Origin of the sequence: Alkalinema sp. FACHB-956, assembly GCF_014697025.1 — a bacterium.
In the GTDB taxonomy this organism is placed as follows: domain Bacteria; phylum Cyanobacteriota; class Cyanobacteriia; order Leptolyngbyales; family Leptolyngbyaceae; genus Alkalinema.
Window position 1 is genome coordinate 42,034 of the sequence record NZ_JACJRC010000033.1, and the last position, 16,678, is coordinate 58,711.

The window sequence follows — 16,678 nt, forward strand, 5'->3', positions numbered from 1 at the left end:
TCTTAAGTTGCTCACTAATCGCCCTATCAGAAAATTATTTCAGAGTTTCTCGATTCTGCACCGTAGAATTATTGATGACTACTTGCAATAAATAAAATTTTCCTTGCTCGAAAATCTATGGCTGCTAATCTTTCCTCTGCAAATGCACCGATGAATTCTCTGACTCAGGTGGGGGATGGCAATATAATTTTGCAGTTAGAGGCAGTGACCAAACAGTTTGCCCAGGCAGCATTCGCAGCAGTTCAGGAAATTTCGATCGACCTCCAGGAAGGAGACCTCTTGGGGCTGTTGGGGCCATCGGGGTGTGGCAAGACGACATTGCTGCGGATGATTGCAGGATTTGAGCAACCCAGTGCAGGCCAGATCATGCTGGCAGGGCAGGTAGTGGCCACCCCCGATCGATCAATCCCCCCGGAAAAACGTGATGTTGGCATGGTGTTTCAGGACTATGCACTGTTTCCCCATTTGACAGCGGGGGAAAACATTCGATTTGGCTTGACGAAGTTAGGCTTAACTCGGGCTGAGCAAACCGATCGGGTCCGGGATGCGATCGGGCTGGTGGGACTGGAGGGCTTGGAAAAGCGTTATCCCCATCAACTTTCCGGGGGACAGCAGCAACGGGTGGCCTTGGCCCGTGCTCTTGCACCCCGTCCTCAATTGATTTTGCTGGATGAACCGTTGAGTAATTTGGATGCCCAAGTGCGGCTGCGACTGCGCCAGGAAATTCGATCGATTCTCAAGCAGGCGGGCATTTCAGCGGTGTTTGTCACCCACGATCAGGAAGAGGCACTTTCAATCTGCGATCGGGTGGCTGTTCTATCAAAGGGTTGCTTGGAGCAGTTAGGAACACCGGAGGAAATTTATCAGTACCCAGCAACGCGGTTTGTGGCGGAATTTGTGACCCAAGCGAACTTTGTTCAAGCGGTTCAGCAGGAAGGCCAGTGGGTGACGGATTTCGGTGAGTTTCCGATCGTGCCCCCTGGGAAAACCAACTCCCATCCTTCTACTGCTCAGGCAACCCTCATGATTCGGCAGGAAGATGTACAACTCTCACCCGATCGGGATGGGAATTTTAAGATTTGCGATCGGGAGTTTTTAGGACGGGAGTACCGTTATCGACTTGTGAATGCAGCGGGATTGGAACTTTATGCTCGATCCAGCGATCGGATTGCACCGGAAGATTGCGTGACTGTGAAGGTTCGGGACAATCGCTTTCAGATCTTTCCTTGATTATTACGTCGGCAATGAAATATGACGACAGGCTGGGGAAGGGCGGATTTTAAGCCCGAACGAGGAATCCAAAATTCAAAGATGGAGCCATGCGCCCAGCAGGAGGGTGCCCAAACTGAGTATAGTCCGGACACAGGACTTAGTAAGTTGCAGCGAGAGAATTCATAGTTCAGGAAGCTAGGCAGGCAAATCACATCCAAGACTTGCTCACAAGTCCGTCCTTAGGCAAAGAGTCCTTTGTTTACCCCACACCGGTTAGAGGAGGTTTACACGAGGCGAAGAAGTTATTCCATTATTAATTTACCTAACGCTAGAGCAACATAAAAACAAATAGAATTAACAACACGATCAGAAATCATCAATTAGCAATGTGGCAACAAAAAGGCAAGCTCTAAGGATCTTTCCTTTTCGTGCCCAAAAGGAAGGGGTTACTTCACAGACGACTGGGGTCGATCGTAGACCTGTGTTATTCAGCCAGTATCGTCCAGCTTTATTGTTCAACCGGTATCGTCCAGCCTGTCGCCTTGTTACGCCGATAGTATTCAGCCTGAATTGTTACACCAATCTTATTAAACCTGTATTGTATCGAACAACATGATTCCCACTTCTCGAGTCTGATGAGGATGGCTATCTAGGTCACCTGCAATCGCTACAAAGATCCACCGCTATGAACCTGCCAAAACAAAATACCTCAGTAGAGAATTTAGCCCCTGGCAACCATCAACCTACCGAAGAGCCGTTAACCCCGATCGAGGCCGATCGCACAGGTCTCAGTATCGAAACCATCAAACGCGCTTTTTTAGACAATTTGTTCTATTTACAGGGGAAACCTGTGGCGTTGGCCACCCAGCATGACTACTACATGGCGTTGGCCTATACGGTGCGCGATCGGTTGTTGCAGCGCTGGAACAGTACCGCCGAAGCCTATACTCAGAAGCGATCGCGCACAGTTTGCTATCTGTCCGCTGAGTTTCTAATGGGGCCGCACCTGGGCAATAACCTGATTAACTTGGGGATTTTTGATCAGGTCAAACAGGCGATCAAAGAACTGGGCTTGGATTTCGATGAATTGCTGGCTCAGGAGGAAGAACCGGGGCTGGGCAATGGGGGGTTGGGGCGTTTGGCCGCTTGCTATATCGACTCGCTGGCGACCTTGGAAATTCCATCCCTGGGCTACGGCATTCGCTATGAATTCGGTATTTTCGACCAAGTGATTCGTGATGGCTGGCAGGTGGAACTGACGGATAAATGGCTGCGTTACGGCAATGCCTGGGAAATTGCACGACCGGAATGGGCGGTGGAAGTCAAACTTGGCGGCTATACCGAAGCCTACCGGGATGAACAGGATCACTATCGAGTCCGCTGGATTCCCGATCGGGAAGTGCTGGGAATTCCCTACGACACACCGATCCTGGGCTACAAGGTCAACACGGCCAATACCCTGCGCCTGTGGAAAGCAGAGGCGATCGAATCGTTTGACTTTGCGGTGTTTAACCAAGGCAATTACTACGGTGCCGTGGAGCAAAAGGTCAGTTCAGAAAACTTGACTAAGGTGCTCTATCCCAACGATGAAAAGGTGGCGGGCAAACAATTGCGCTTAGAACAGCAATTCTTTTTTGTGTCTTGCTCGTTGCAGGATATGTTCCGAATTTTGCAAGGCCAGAACATTCCGATCGCGAAATTCCATGAGAAGTTTACCATTCAACTCAACGATACCCATCCCGCGATCGCTGTGGCGGAATTGATGCGATTGCTGTTAGACGAGTATTCCATTGCCTGGGAGACCGCCTGGGAAATCACCCAAAAAACCTTCGCCTACACCAATCATACACTGATGCCGGAAGCATTGGAGAAATGGGCAATCGACCTGTTTGCTAATCTGTTGCCCCGCCATTTAGAAATCATTTACGAAATCAATTCCCGCTTCCTAGAACAGGTACGGATGAAGTTTCCCAAGGACGGCGATCGGCTGGCTCGCATGTCCTTGATTGATGAGACGGGGGAACGCTATGTGCGCATGGCCAATCTAGCCTGTGTGGGCAGTCATACCATTAACGGGGTTGCAGAATTGCATAGTGAACTGCTGAAGCAAACCGTTTTGCAGGATTTCTATCAACTCTTTCCCCAGAAATTCTGCAACAAGACCAATGGCGTCACCCCTCGGCGCTGGATCGTCTTGAGCAATCCCCGCATGACGCAGTTGGTGACCACCCATATCGGCGATCGCTGGATTAAGCATCTCAGTGAAATGCAGCAACTGGAACCGTTGGCAGATGATCCCGCCTTCCGCCACGACTGGCATACGATGAAGCAGGCGATTAAACAGGATTTAGCGAATCACATCCATAAAACTCTAGATATTCTAGTTGATCCGAAATCACTGTTTGATGTGCAAGTAAAACGGATTCACGAATACAAGCGGCAACACTTAAATGTTCTGCACATTGTCACGCTATACAGCCAACTCAAACAGCAGCCCCAATTAGACCTGACACCGCGTACCTTTATCTTTGGCGGCAAAGCGGCTCCGGGCTATTTTATGGCCAAACTGATGATTAAGCTAATCACCGCCGTGGGGGAAATGGTCAATAAAGATCCCGACGTGCGCGATCGGCTGCGGGTGGTCTTTTTGCCGGACTACAACGTGACCAACAGCCAACGGGTGTATCCAGCAGCAGATCTGTCAGAGCAAATTTCCACCGCTGGCCTCGAAGCTTCTGGGACGGGCAATATGAAATTTGCTATGAACGGTGCATTGACGATCGGGACGCTGGATGGTGCCAATATCGAAATTCGGGAAGAAGCCGGAGCGGAAAACTTTTTCCTGTTTGGCTTAACAACAGAACAGGTGGCCAGCCTGAAGCACCAGGGCTATCATCCCTGGGATTACTACGCCATGAATCCCTACCTGAAGGACGCGATCGATTTAATTGCATCGGGCCATTTCTCCCACGGCGATCGGGCGTTATTCCAGCCGTTGCTGGACAAGTTACTCAGCAGCGATCCGTTTATGCTGTTGGCAGATTACCAGTCCTACATTGACTGCCAAGCCCAAGTCAGTCAATGTTATTGCGATAGTGAGCATTGGACCCGGATGTCCATTTTAAATGCTGCGCGAATGGGTAAATTTTCCTCCGATCGCTCAATTGAGGAATACGCAACGGACATTTGGAAAGTACAGCCCGCAAGCATTCATTTAGAAAACTATACACAGTGGGAACGTATGAGTGGTGGAGAGCTGACCTGCCGACTGCATTGATTAGACGTGCATTGATTAGACGTGCATTGATTAGACGTGCATTGGTGAGGAGAACGATCAGTGTGTTATCTGGCAACCAGGCACAGCATAGTCAGTAAATAGTCAGTAAAATTACGAAAACATAGGCTCAAAAAGGTGTTGACCCATCGTTTAAGTTGGATGCTGCTAGGTGATTTCTAGGGTTCTGTGGAATTCTGTGAAGTTATGATGAGATAACCTCAACGATCGGGCATCCTAGGGGAGCACCCTGCCAACCAGGATCACTGCTCCCCTGAGACCTATGACACGACCCGCTTCCATCTCCCAAAACTGGTTACCCAGCGACTTATTACCGAACGAGTCGTTGCCGAATGAGCCGTTACCGAACGAGCCGTTACCAAACATCCTCGGTTATACCCTGGGGGAGCAACTGTATCTCGGGTCTCGCACAGCAGTCTATCGGGCCGTGCAGACAGCACAAGGGTCTCCAGTCATTATTAAGGTGTTGCGACGCGAGTATCCCAGCTTTAGCGAACTCGTTCAGTTTCGAAATCAGTACACAATGACTAATCATCTGGCTATCCCGGGGATTGTACGCCCTTTAGGGTTGGAGCCGGTCGGACGGGGCTATGCCTTGGTCATGGCGGATAGTGGTGACCTTTCTCTGGATCAGTATATTCAACAAGCTAGGTTGGAACTTGTTGACGTGTTAGCGATCGCGCTGCAAATCGCTGATATTCTCCACAATCTTTGCCAACACCAAATTGTCCATAAGGATATTAAACCCGCAAATATCCTGATTCACCCACAATCTAAACAAATCCAACTGATTGACTTCAGTATTGCTTCCCTACTCCCCAAAGAAACCCTAGAAATCCACAATCCCAACATCCTAGAGGGTACCCTCGCCTACCTTGCGCCAGAACAAACGGGACGCATGAATCGCGGCATTGACTATCGCACGGATTTCTATGCGTTTGGGATCACGTTATATCAATTACTGACGGGGCAATTACCCTTTACTGCGGCAGATCCGTTGGAACTAGTCCATTGCCACATTGCCCAACAGCCCACCCCGGCTGACCAGGTGAATCCCGCAGTCCCGGCCATGGTCAGCGCGATCGTTGCCAAACTGATGGCCAAAAATGCTGAAGACCGTTACCAAAGTGCCCTAGGTCTGAAATACGACCTGCAACTTTGTTTAAACCACTGGAACACAACGGGGGCAATTCCTGAATTTTCCCTAGGACAACGGGATATTAGCGATCGCTTTACCATTCCCGAAAAGCTCTATGGCCGGGAATCCGAAGTCCAAACTTTATTAGACGCCTTCGATCGTGTAGCCTCTCCATCGGAGCAGCAGGAGGGGCAGGGGCGTTCTGAACTGATGCTGGTCGCGGGATTCTCTGGGATCGGTAAAACTGCCGTCATCCATGAAGTCCATAAGCCTATCGTCAAACAGCGGGGCTACTTCATCAAGGGCAAATTCGACCAGTTCAATCGCAACATTCCCTTTTCTGCCTTCGTCCAAGCCTTTCGTGACTTGGTGACCCAACTGCTCAGCGAAAGTGATAGTCAATTGCAAACTTGGAAAACCCAGATTCTACAGGCGTTGGGCGAAAATGCCCAGGTCATTGTTGATCTGATTCCTGAACTGGAACGCATCATTGGCTCCCAACCCCCAGCCCCTGCACTATCGGGAACTGCCGCCCAAAATCGCTTTAACCTCCTTTTCCAACGTTTCATTCAGGTCTTCACCACCGCAGAGCATCCACTGGTCATTTTTGTCGATGATTTACAGTGGGCCGATTCTGCATCGCTCAATTTGATTCAGGTGCTAATGGCGGAGGCCAAAACGGGCTACCTACTGCTGCTCGGAGCCTATCGGGACAACGAAGTCTTTCCGGCCCATCCGTTAATGCTTACCCTAGAAAGCTTGGCTAAAGCCGGTGCTAATCTGAACACGATCACACTCAAGCCGTTAACCACGGATAGCCTCAACCCTCTCATCGCCGATACCCTACGGACAACGGAAGCGTTAGCGCAGCCACTCACGGAACTGGTGTTCCAGAAAACCCAGGGCAATCCCTTCTTCGCAACCCAATTTCTCAAGGTTCTGCATCACGATCAGTTAATCACCTTCGATCGCACGGCGGGCCATTGGCAATGCGATATCGTCCAGGTTCGAGATTCGACCCTAACCGACGATGTGGTTGAGTTTATGGCATTGCAGCTACAGAAGCTGCCGCAGTCAACCCAAGACATTTTAAAACTCGCGGCTTGCATTGGAGCGCAGTTTGATTTGGATACGTTGGCGATCGTCTCAGAGCAATCCCAAACTGAGGTGGCAACGGCCCTGTGGCCTGCATTGCAAGAAGGATTGATTTTGCCCCAAAGCGAGATTTACAAGTTCTTTTTGGGCGAAGTAGACCAACAATCCCAACAGACTCAGCAGTCCCAAGAAACTCTCTCTTACCGCTTCCTCCACGATCGTGTCCAACAGGCAGCCTATTCCCTAATTCCCCTGGCGCAAAAGCAAATTACTCACTTGAAGATTGGGCAATTACTCTTTAGTAATACGCCAGAATCACAAAGAGAAGCCCGAATTTTCAATATTGTCAATCAGTTTAATATCGGTATTGATCTCATTGATGACTCAGCTGAAAGATTGCAACTGGCTCAGCTCAATTTGATTGCTGGGCAAAAAGCAAAGGTCGCTACAGCCTACGGTGCTGCGGTCAATTATTTCAGTACGGGCTTAACGCTACTTGGTCACCAGAGTTGGCAGGATCACTACAATCTCACCCTCAAACTCCATGAATTGCTAGCAGAGTCAGAGTATTTAAATACCCACTTCGAAACCTCGGAAACTCTGATTCAGGCAGCCCTGAGCAATACTCAAAAGCCCTTAGACAAAGTCAAGTTTTACGAGATCAGAATTCAATCCTATACCGCGCAAAATCGCCTCCTAGAAGCGATCGCAGCGGGTAGACAAGCCCTAGAACTCGTCGGTATTGATTTTCCCCAGGATTGTGATTTTCCAACAACCCTGGCGCACCATGAACAACTCAAGATCCGGTTAGGCGATCGGGCCATTGAGAGCTTTGTGGATCTGCCCAGCCTAGCCGATCCCGAGCAGGATGCTGCCATGAGAATTCTGGTGGGGTTATTTGCATCCATCTATTTGGCCCAACCCAGTTTGTTGCCTTTGAAAATTTTCACCATGGTGGAGATTTGTATTGAATCCGGCAATTCTCCCCAAGCCGCGATCGCCTATAGCCTGTATGCTTTATTTCTCTGTGCGACGGGAGACATCGAGCGGGGCTATCAATTTGGGCAACTGGCAACCGCCGTATTAGAGAAGTTTCAGGCCAAGGAACTCACGAGCAAGGTGAACCTGCTATTTGGTTTATTTGTTAAGCATTGGAAAACGTCCATTCGATCGACGCTTCCGGTTTTTCTGGCGGGGCTGACCAGTGGCTTAGAACAGGGGGATCTGGAATATGTAGGATATTGTGCCAATTGCTATGCACAGTTCCTCTTTTGGAGCGGGGAAAATTTGGCAACGGCGGAGTCCGAAGCTGCCAAGTACTGTCAGTTGATTCAAAGCATCAAGCAAGAAGCCTCGTTAATCTGGGCGACAACTTGGCAACAGACCGTCGTCAATTTGCGAGAACAGTCCAAACAGCCTACCCAGTTAGTGGGTGAATGGTTTGATGAATCCACAACCCTACCCGCATTGATCGAAAGTAGAAATGTCAATGGAATTTGCTATGTTTACTTAGCAAAGCTCTTGCTGTCCTATCTGTTTGGAGACTACCCCGCTGCGCAGGAATATGCCCAGCACTTTGAGACCTATGAACAAGGCGCAGCGGGGCTTCTGATCGTTCCCCTGAAGAATTTTTATCAATCCTTGAGTCTACTCGCCGCTGCGGGCAACAGCGAGCCCGAACTAGATGCGATCGCCTTGGAAAAGGTACAGGAGAATCAACGCTGCATGCAGGCTTGGGCAGACAGCGCGCCCATGAACTACTTGCACAAGTTTCAATTGGTGGAAGCGGAACGCTATCGCGTTTTGGGCCAACCCTACGAAGCAAGCGATTGGTACGATCGGGCGATTGCTGGAGCCAAAGCCAACGGGTATCTCCAGGAAGCCGCGATCGCCAATGAATTAGCAGCTAAATTTTACCTCGCTTGGGGCAAGGACAAGGTCGCCGCAGGGTACCTCCAGGAAGCCTATTACGACTATACCTACTGGGGATCTGCGGCCAAAGTGGATGACCTGACAACGCGCTACCCGCAACTGCTGGCTCCGATTCTGCAACCTCCAGCCCAGTCGAGGGATGTTCTGAGTACGCTGAGGACAATCACTGCGCCGAAATCGATGCCGCTCCAATCGGTTCAGGCGAGTCAGCACGAAACGTCCAGCAGTACTAGCATTAACCAAGCTTTAGACTTTGCAGCGATTCTCAAAGCCTCTCAAATTTTGTCCAGCACGATTCAACTCGATGAACTGCTGCGTCAATTGACTAAAATCATTTTGCAAAATTCAGGGGGCGATCGCTGTGCCTTGATCCTCCCCGATCACAATAATCAGTGGCAGGTTGTTGCCATTGCCACGCCCGAAACCATAGAACTCCGCTCAGAGCCGTTGGAGAATACTCTCGATGTCCCCATTAAGCTGATTCACTACGTCCAACACACCGCAGAAACGGTTGTGATTGATGATCTCAAAACGGATTTACCCGTGATGGATGAGTATCTACAACAGCGCCAGCCCAAAAGCCTATTGTGTTTACCCATTCTCCATCAAGGGCAATTGATTGGAATCCTGTATTTAAAAAATCGAGGAACCAGTGGCGCATTTACCCACGATCGTATTGTCGTTCTCAACTTCCTCTGCACCCAGGCGGCCATTTCCTTAGAGAATGCTCGATTGTATGCGATTGAGCAAGCGAAAAGTCTCCAGTTACAGGTTTCAGAGTTAAGGCTAAAAACAATTTTTGAAAAAGCAACGGATGCGATTCTGCTCTTGAATCCCAGTGGATTTATTGACTGCAACCAGGCAGCTTTGGATCTCTTCGACTACCGCGAGAAGTCTCAACTCCTCCATCTTTCTGTCTCTGCCCTTTCCCCAGCCTTGCAGCCCGATGGCAGCCCCTCCTCAGAGAAGGAAGCGGTGATCATTGCCCAAGCACTGGAAACGGGTAATCTTTGCTTTGAATGGTTACACCAGCGCTCTAATGGCCACACCTTTTTTGCGGAAGTGACGCTAACGGCCATTCCCTACGATGATGAGACGATTCTCCACTGTTTAGTTCGGGATATTAGCGATCGCAAAAAGCTAGAAAGTGAGCAACAGCGATTCATCAAGATTCTGGATACGACACCCGACTTTGTTGGGTTGGCCAGTGCCCAAGGTCGAATTTTATGGCACAACAAAAAATTCTGTGAGTTCCGCCCGGATTTATTGGACCCCAACCATCCGAAGCATATTTCAGAATGTCACCCACAATGGGTGAACCAAATGATTCGCGAACAGGGTTTACCCACCGCCATTCAGGAAGGCAGTTGGAGCGGCGAAGTTGCCCTGTTGGACGCGAATCAGCAAGAAGTGCCTGTGTCCCAAGTGATTATTGCCCATAAATCCGAGTCGGGAGAGGTCGAAAACTTCTCAACGATTATGCGGGATATTAGCGATCGTAAAGCCGCTGAAGCAGCCTCGAAAGCATTCCAAGAAAAACTGACTTTCTTGATCCAGAAAACACCGATTGGAATCATCGAGTGGAATACTGAATTTCAGGTGGCAAGTTGGAATCCAGCGGCGGAAAAGATTTTTGGCTATACGGCAACGGAAATGGCAGGACACCACGCTAGCCGAATTGTGCCAGATGTTGAGCGGTCCCATGTTGACCGAATTATGCAGGCACTGCTGGGACAGGAAGGGGGGTTTTACAGCTTAAACAAAAATCTTCGGAAAGATGGGACGCTCATCACCTGCGAATGGATTAATACTCCGTTGAAAGATTCCCAGGGCAATGCCGTTGGCGTTTTTTCGATGGTTCAAGATGTGAGCGATCGGATTGCGGCAGAGGCGACGATTCGCCAGAAATCCGAAGCCTTAGAGCAAACCTTACAGGAATTACAAAATACCCAGTTACAAATGGTGCAAAGTGAGAAGATGGCTTCGCTGGGTAACTTGGTCGCAGGGATTGCCCACGAAATCAATAATCCGATCGGGTTCCTCAACGGCAGTATTAATAATGGAACGGACTATCTCAGGGATTTACTGGAGCATTTAGCCCTTTATCAACAGCATTACCCCAACCCTGTATCGAATATTCAAGACCACGCCGATCGGGTTGATTTGGAGTTTCTCACGGAAGACTTTGCGAAGCTACTCCGATCGATGCGAGGAGCAGCCGATCGCATCAAGAATATCAGCACCAGTCTGCGCACGTTTTCACGGTCCGATCGGGAGCATAAGGTCAAAGCGAACCTTCAGGAAGGGATGGAAAGTACGATCCTGATTCTCAAATATCGTCTCAAAGCCAATGAACATCGCCCTGCCATTCAAGTGATTCAGGACTATGCTGATCTGCCCGATGTGGATTGCTTTCCGGGTCAGTTGAATCAGGTGTTTATGAATATTTTGGCCAATGCGATCGATATGTTTGATGAAATTGCTCAACAAACTGCCTATCGGGATTTAGAACTCAATCCGCAACAGATTACGATTCAAACGGAGATACAGGCAGCCAATCAGGTTGCGATTCGCATTCGGGACAATGGGAAAGGGATGAGTCAAGAGGTGCAAGCTAGAATTTTTGACCATTTGTTTACGACCAAGGGCGTGGGTAAAGGTACGGGATTAGGGTTGGCAATCTCGCGTCAAATTGTAGAAGAAACCCATGGGGGAACGATCACAGTGAATTCAACAGTGGGGCAAGGCACAGAATTCACCATTTCCTTGCCAATAGAACGATCTAGCATTGCAGTGGGTTGAGCACGCACAGGGTCTCCTATCTCACGGAGACCTCTCAGCCTTTTGGATTAAAAACGGTGTTCCTTGCATGAATTTCCCTGTTGTATTCTCTCAAGTTTTTCCGATCCAATTTCCATCCAAAAATGACTTACTCGTCTCGGAACAAGCTACTGCTAAACGTAATTTTTGGGTACGCTTTGCGATCGGGACAACGGCCCTTGCCGTTGGCATAACGGCTTATTTCAGCCATCAATTTGTGCGCAGTCTCCTGCTTGAGAATCTACAGCGCAATGCCTTTTTGGAAGTACAGCAACAGGCCACCCAACTAGATCGGTGGTTGGGAACCCGGAAGGCTGAAGTTGGGATGATGGCCAATACTGAAACAATGAGATCTCTAGATTGGTCGATCGTCCAACCATACATGCAGGAGGAAACGAAGCGTATTCAAGATTTCATTGCCTTTGCGATGGTGTCTCCGAACGGCAATGTATTTCATAGTCGTAGAGGGCCGAATAGCGCCAATATTAAAGATCGTCAGCATTTTCAAGTGGCTATATTTGGCAACAGCTATGTCAGCGATCCCATGATTAGCAGAGTGCTCAAGGTTCCTCAATTCATTATTGCCACACCCATTTGGTCAAATGATGCAAGCAACCGTGCACCGATCGGAGTTTTTCAGGGGATTGTTCTGCTGGATCGGTTGACGCAGGTTGTCAATCAGCTTAAGTATGGGGAGGGGAGTTATGCCTTTGCCCTGAATTCGCGGGGGGAACCGATCGTCCATCCCAACCAAACATTTTTGTCCAATCTTGATAAACCTGCTCCCAGTTTTCTACAGTCGGCGGACAATGATTTAGCTAAAATTGCCCACCGCATGGTTCACAAAGGCAGAGGCATTGAATTAATTCCGATCGATGGAACGCAAAAATATGTCGCGTTTATTCCACTGCAAGAGGCCAATTGGTCCGTTGCTTTGGTCATTCCCCGCCAAAATATTGACAACCAATTGCGACTGCTGGATTTAATCGCGATCGTTGTAGTTGGGTTGGTTGTGGGGATGATATTCATCCTCTGGCAGGTACAAAACTTCGAACACGCTCAATTGAGACAATCTAAGGCGGCTTCCGACGCTGCCAAGCAACAGTTGCAACAGAATTTCCAAGAACTGCAACTGGCTCAAGCGCAACTGGTGCAAAGTGAAAAAATGTCTAGTTTGGGACGGCTAGTTGCAGGGATTGCCCATGAAATTAACAATCCTGTGAATTTTATTCATGGCAATATTACCTATGCTTCGGAATACCTCCAAGATCTCATGCATTTGATTACACTGTACCAAGCTGAATATCCCCAGCCGAGTCCTAAAATTTCTGAGCAAGTTGACAAGATCGATCTGGAATTTATCCACAAGGATTTATCAAATTTGCTGACTTCCATGAAAACGGGATCGGAGCGGATTAGTGAAATTGTCCGATCGCTCCGATCTTTTTCTCGACTGGATGAAGCGGAATTAAAACCTGTCAATATTCATGAGGGGATCGATAGCGCATTGATGATCCTACAGAGTCGTCTTCAAGCCCCAGCGATCGGGGAGGGGCTGGCTGAGGCTGCGCGGGCTGAGATTCAAGTCATTAAGGAATACGGGGAGTTGCCTTGGGTTGAATGTTTCTCCGGTGAGCTGAATCAGGTCTTTATGAATATCCTCTCCAATGCGATCGATGCACTGGAGGAGAATAATCCACCCCAACCCTATATTCACATTTCCACGGTGCCATTATCCGATGATCAGGTGGAAATTTATATTACTGACAATGGCCCTGGCATTCCGAAGCACATTCAACAATGGTTGTTTGATCCATTTTTTACGACTAAGGAGGTGGGCAAGGGTACTGGTTTAGGACTGGCTATTTCCCGGCAAATCATCGTAGAGCAACATGGTGGGCAACTAGAAGTCAAGTCTACAGTCAATGAAGGGACAACATTCTGTATTCGGCTACCCATCACTGTGAATGCATGATTACTTGTGTAGCACTACCGTGTAACACTACCCGTAACTTGAACACTGCTGTTGCTCGAAGGTTAGCTCTAGAACAAAGTTTGTCTCATCAGTATTCACGTAGCCGTCAGATGACTACTGACATATTATGTCAGGCTCAGGGCATATGTTAGGCTTTGCCAATGATAAAGTCTTTCTAGATTTTTGCCTGAGAATGACGACCGACGAAACAATCTGAAAAGCCGATCTAACTTTGCATCATACAAAATGCACGATCGCTCCTCAACTACCCCGATCGCTGCTTTCGTGGACGGGTTTCTGGGTCAATGAGCCAGTTACTTTTGCTAAAACCTCGATCGACCAAATGCTGGGAAAATGAACGGATCAATGTCGTGAAAGCCTCGATCGATGAGTCCGTGCCGAGTCTCGAATGATATTAATGATGCGATTATGGGAGCGATCTTGATAACCACAATTCTGAAACGTAAGCTGAAATGCTGGAAAGACAGAGAATAGAAGGTTTTTTTCTCTCTGGGCAGTCAGTATAACGACTAATACTTTGCAAATACTAAGGGGTTACCAGCAAACCCCATTTACTACTTTATTACAAGGGTAATCAGGTTGCCTTGTAGGTTGATCTACACTGCTACTACCTGATCCTGATGCCACCAGCATTAGGATGAAAAGGGCAGCAACTTTACTAGCCTGAACTCTTTGAGCTTCCTGTTCGGCTAAATAAGCTTTCTTGTCTTCTGGAGATAAATTTTCAAAATGCTGACGACGACGTTCTGCCTCTAATCGCTGTTCCTCAGTCGCTGCCTGCCGAGCAGCTTCCAGTTCTTTCTGCCTTTGCTCCAATTTCTCCAATTCTTGTTGACGTTTTAGCCGTCGCAGTTCGCGTTGTTGTCGTCGAAATTCATTGCGTTGCTCACGTTCCCATTTACGTTGCTCACGTTCAAGCCTACGGCGCTCACGTTCAAGCATCCTTACGGGATTAGAAGCGATCGTTGGAGTTGATTGAGACCTTTGTTGAGAAACTATCTCGATCGCAGCCACTGCATTAACGCTGATGCAATAGATGAAAGCAGTAGACAAACAGCCAATAAGCTTGAACCTCATTAGAAATCTCCCAGGTAGTTTATGTGGCAAAGCGCATCAGAGAAATCACTTAGCTAATCAGTCACAAGGATTTTATTCCTCAGCATTTTGTAAGTCAACATCTTTGCGAAGAATTTACGAAAGAAAACGGGAGTAGTCTTAAACTGGAATTTCTCATAACCATTTTGTCTTGCTGCGTCCCATCTTCACCAAAAAGCGAAACCCTGCTAACGCAAAGTTCACCTGCTGCGAGTGGATTTTGCTGAAACCAGCATAGCATTGCCAGTCAGGTGCGACGATCGGTCACACTAGGCCAATAATCAAATCTTTCTAGATTTTTACCGAAAAACGACTGCCCACGGAACAACCTGACAAGCCGATCTAAATTTGTATCACACAGATGGGGGAGAAACTACACGATCGCTCTCAACTACCGCTATTTCTGCTTTCGCGGACGGGTTTCTGGGTAAATGAGACAGTTACCTTTTTGACGGGCATAAATCGTAAAGGCTATTGGCGCTTGTCGAAGACGTTGGCAATGAAAATGGGAATAACAAATGAATGGTTGAAGAAACAGGGATTGCTATCAATTAAGAAACTTTGGATGAAAGTTCAGGGTTACACTTAAGCCATCCGTGTTGTCTGCGCATCGACCTGATCCGCCTGTTGCGAACCCGCATGGCAGGTGGTGTGGGAGGGGAAGATTAAATTCTCTCCTCGACCCGATTAGACCGTGCCTCAACGGAGAGACTTGCAACTACTCAATCGGCTTAATCGTGACGTTACCACCTTCCACTGCCCGAATGCACAAATCGTAGCCGTACAGTAAGCCCATTCCGACCAACGGCTCTGCATCAGAAGCGACAACATCAATCATCTGGTTCTGTCCATCCCAAATCACTGAAGCCTTGTACAGTTCAAAAACAACTTCGCTCCCATCTCCCAAGGTTCCAAAGTCGCGGTAATGCCAAGGTAAATCTAAATCCGTGTGATGGAAAGGGGTAAAGACAAAAAGCTAGTGAATCCCGTATCAATGACCGCATCAACGGTGATTTTGGGTGAACCAATACGACCGACTGCAACTTTAATGATAGCTTCACAGTTATCATTCACGATGCCAAACATCATATGGGCTTCCTCAGACTGCGGCTCCCCATACGGAAGACGGCGCGATGTCCGATCCGAATCACCCAAGGCTGGGCATCAGGATAGCGCTCATAAAGTCGATCGACTGCGACCATCGGGATATCATCAACTTCAAAGGCTCCGGTTTCAATGTCGATCGCCACGATTCTGCCATGATTGCCTTCTTCGACTTGAGGACGCACCTGGGATTCGTAGATCTCATTGCCACGACGAGCATATTCTTCTTTAGGATAGCGGGGTTGTCGAATTGCCATCGGGTTAACCTTGTCGCCACATTATCCTTGCATTTTAGCCCAACTACAGACTTCTTCGGGTTACTTCAATCATTGTCCTCAAGTTTGAAGAAATGATTTTCCTAAAATGCTCGGTCGATTTTGCTGAAACCAGTGCAGCATTGCCAGTCAGATGCGACGATCGGTTAAGCTAAGCCAATAATAAAATCTTTCTAGATTTTTCGGTAAACGACTGCTCACCAAACACCCTAAAAAGCTGATCGCTTTCACTAAACCCCGATCGCCCTAGTCCAGGTGCCCACAGGCTACAAGACAAGCAAACCTGCGGGACACCTACGCTTCAGCCTTTACCAACGCCGCTGCAACACGCTAACCCATTCGCCTTCCACACCCGGTACAGGCATGGGTTTCCCCCAATATACCCTGTCTACAAATCCGATCGAATGCAATCGGTTAATGATTGACTCTACCGTTTCCTTAGTGCCGAAAAGTTGTAACCGATAGTATGGATGCAACTGTTCGATCGAGCGATCGCCGCGATCGCTAGAACCTGTAAAACACATATTGAGCTTCTCCTTGTTGAAGTGAATCCCATCCCCACTACAATCTTGCTGCCTTCTCCTGCGGGCTACCGTGTACACACAAGTCGGAATAAACTAGGAAAAAGCTATGAAAGCGCTATTTTCTATGAATAACCCGATTTTAATTCGTGCTGAGCAAACCAAAGACCGCAATACGGTCTTTGGTGATCCGCG

At 48.4% G+C, this 16,678-nt stretch carries 7 protein-coding genes and 1 pseudogene; 4 read left to right on the plus strand and 4 right to left on the minus strand.

Going from position 1 to position 16,678, the window contains the following annotated elements:
- Positions 1–150 precede the first annotated feature (150 nt).
- The 4 genes from H6G21_RS22380 to H6G21_RS25865 all read left to right on the plus strand — a co-directional run bounded on the left by H6G21_RS22380 (position 151) and on the right by H6G21_RS25865 (position 13,467).
- Positions 151–1,230, plus strand: a complete 1,080-nt coding sequence (locus tag H6G21_RS22380; RefSeq protein ID WP_190576203.1) for an ABC transporter ATP-binding protein — start codon at positions 151–153, stop codon at positions 1,228–1,230.
- A 667-nt stretch (positions 1,231–1,897) separates the two neighbouring features.
- Positions 1,898–4,489: a glycogen/starch/alpha-glucan phosphorylase gene (locus H6G21_RS22385; RefSeq protein WP_190576187.1), complete on the plus strand. Its 2,592-nt coding sequence runs from the start codon at positions 1,898–1,900 to the stop codon at positions 4,487–4,489.
- Positions 4,490–4,769: 280 nt separating this feature from the next.
- A complete protein-coding gene (locus H6G21_RS22390; RefSeq protein ID WP_190576189.1) occupies positions 4,770–11,474 on the plus strand; it encodes an AAA family ATPase in 6,705 nt (2,234 codons plus the stop codon).
- 67 nt (positions 11,475–11,541) lie between these two features.
- On the plus strand, positions 11,542–13,467 hold the full coding sequence (locus H6G21_RS25865) for an ATP-binding protein (RefSeq protein ID WP_190576191.1): 1,926 nt from the start codon (positions 11,542–11,544) through the stop codon (positions 13,465–13,467).
- A 555-nt stretch (positions 13,468–14,022) separates the two neighbouring features.
- On the opposite strand, the gene H6G21_RS22400 is transcribed toward H6G21_RS25865, so the two are convergent.
- The 4 genes and pseudogenes from H6G21_RS22400 to H6G21_RS22415 all read right to left on the minus strand — a co-directional run bounded on the left by H6G21_RS22400 (position 14,023) and on the right by H6G21_RS22415 (position 16,486).
- Positions 14,023–14,565 (minus strand): hypothetical protein, encoded by a 543-nt coding sequence (locus tag H6G21_RS22400; RefSeq protein ID WP_190576193.1) that lies wholly within the window; start codon positions 14,563–14,565, stop codon positions 14,023–14,025.
- 736 nt (positions 14,566–15,301) lie between these two features.
- Positions 15,302–15,672: pseudogene (locus H6G21_RS22405) on the minus strand (clan AA aspartic protease).
- Positions 15,669–15,944, minus strand: coding sequence for a hypothetical protein (locus tag H6G21_RS22410; protein WP_190576195.1), 276 nt, complete (start codon positions 15,942–15,944; stop codon positions 15,669–15,671). The pseudogene H6G21_RS22405 and the gene H6G21_RS22410 overlap by 4 nt, the downstream one beginning before the upstream one ends.
- A 326-nt stretch (positions 15,945–16,270) precedes the next feature.
- Positions 16,271–16,486, minus strand: a complete 216-nt coding sequence (locus H6G21_RS22415) for a hypothetical protein (RefSeq protein WP_190576197.1) — start codon at positions 16,484–16,486, stop codon at positions 16,271–16,273.
- Between the last annotated feature and the right edge of the window lie 192 nt (positions 16,487–16,678).

Bases quoted from the DNA above. Each gene is read 5' to 3' on its own strand.
- H6G21_RS25865 (WP_190576191.1), top strand. From the start codon at position 11,542: ATGAATTTCCCTGTTGTATTCTCTCAAGTTTTTCCGATCCAATTTCCA.
- H6G21_RS22380 (WP_190576203.1), top strand. From the start codon at position 151: ATGAATTCTCTGACTCAGGTGGGGGATGGCAATATAATTTTGCAGTTA.
- H6G21_RS22415 (WP_190576197.1), bottom strand. From the start codon at position 16,486: ATGTGTTTTACAGGTTCTAGCGATCGCGGCGATCGCTCGATCGAACAG.
- H6G21_RS22410 (WP_190576195.1), bottom strand. From the start codon at position 15,944: ATGGCAATTCGACAACCCCGCTATCCTAAAGAAGAATATGCTCGTCGT.
- H6G21_RS22390 (WP_190576189.1), top strand. From the start codon at position 4,770: ATGACACGACCCGCTTCCATCTCCCAAAACTGGTTACCCAGCGACTTA.
- H6G21_RS22400 (WP_190576193.1), bottom strand. From the start codon at position 14,565: ATGAGGTTCAAGCTTATTGGCTGTTTGTCTACTGCTTTCATCTATTGC.
- H6G21_RS22385 (WP_190576187.1), top strand. From the start codon at position 1,898: ATGAACCTGCCAAAACAAAATACCTCAGTAGAGAATTTAGCCCCTGGC.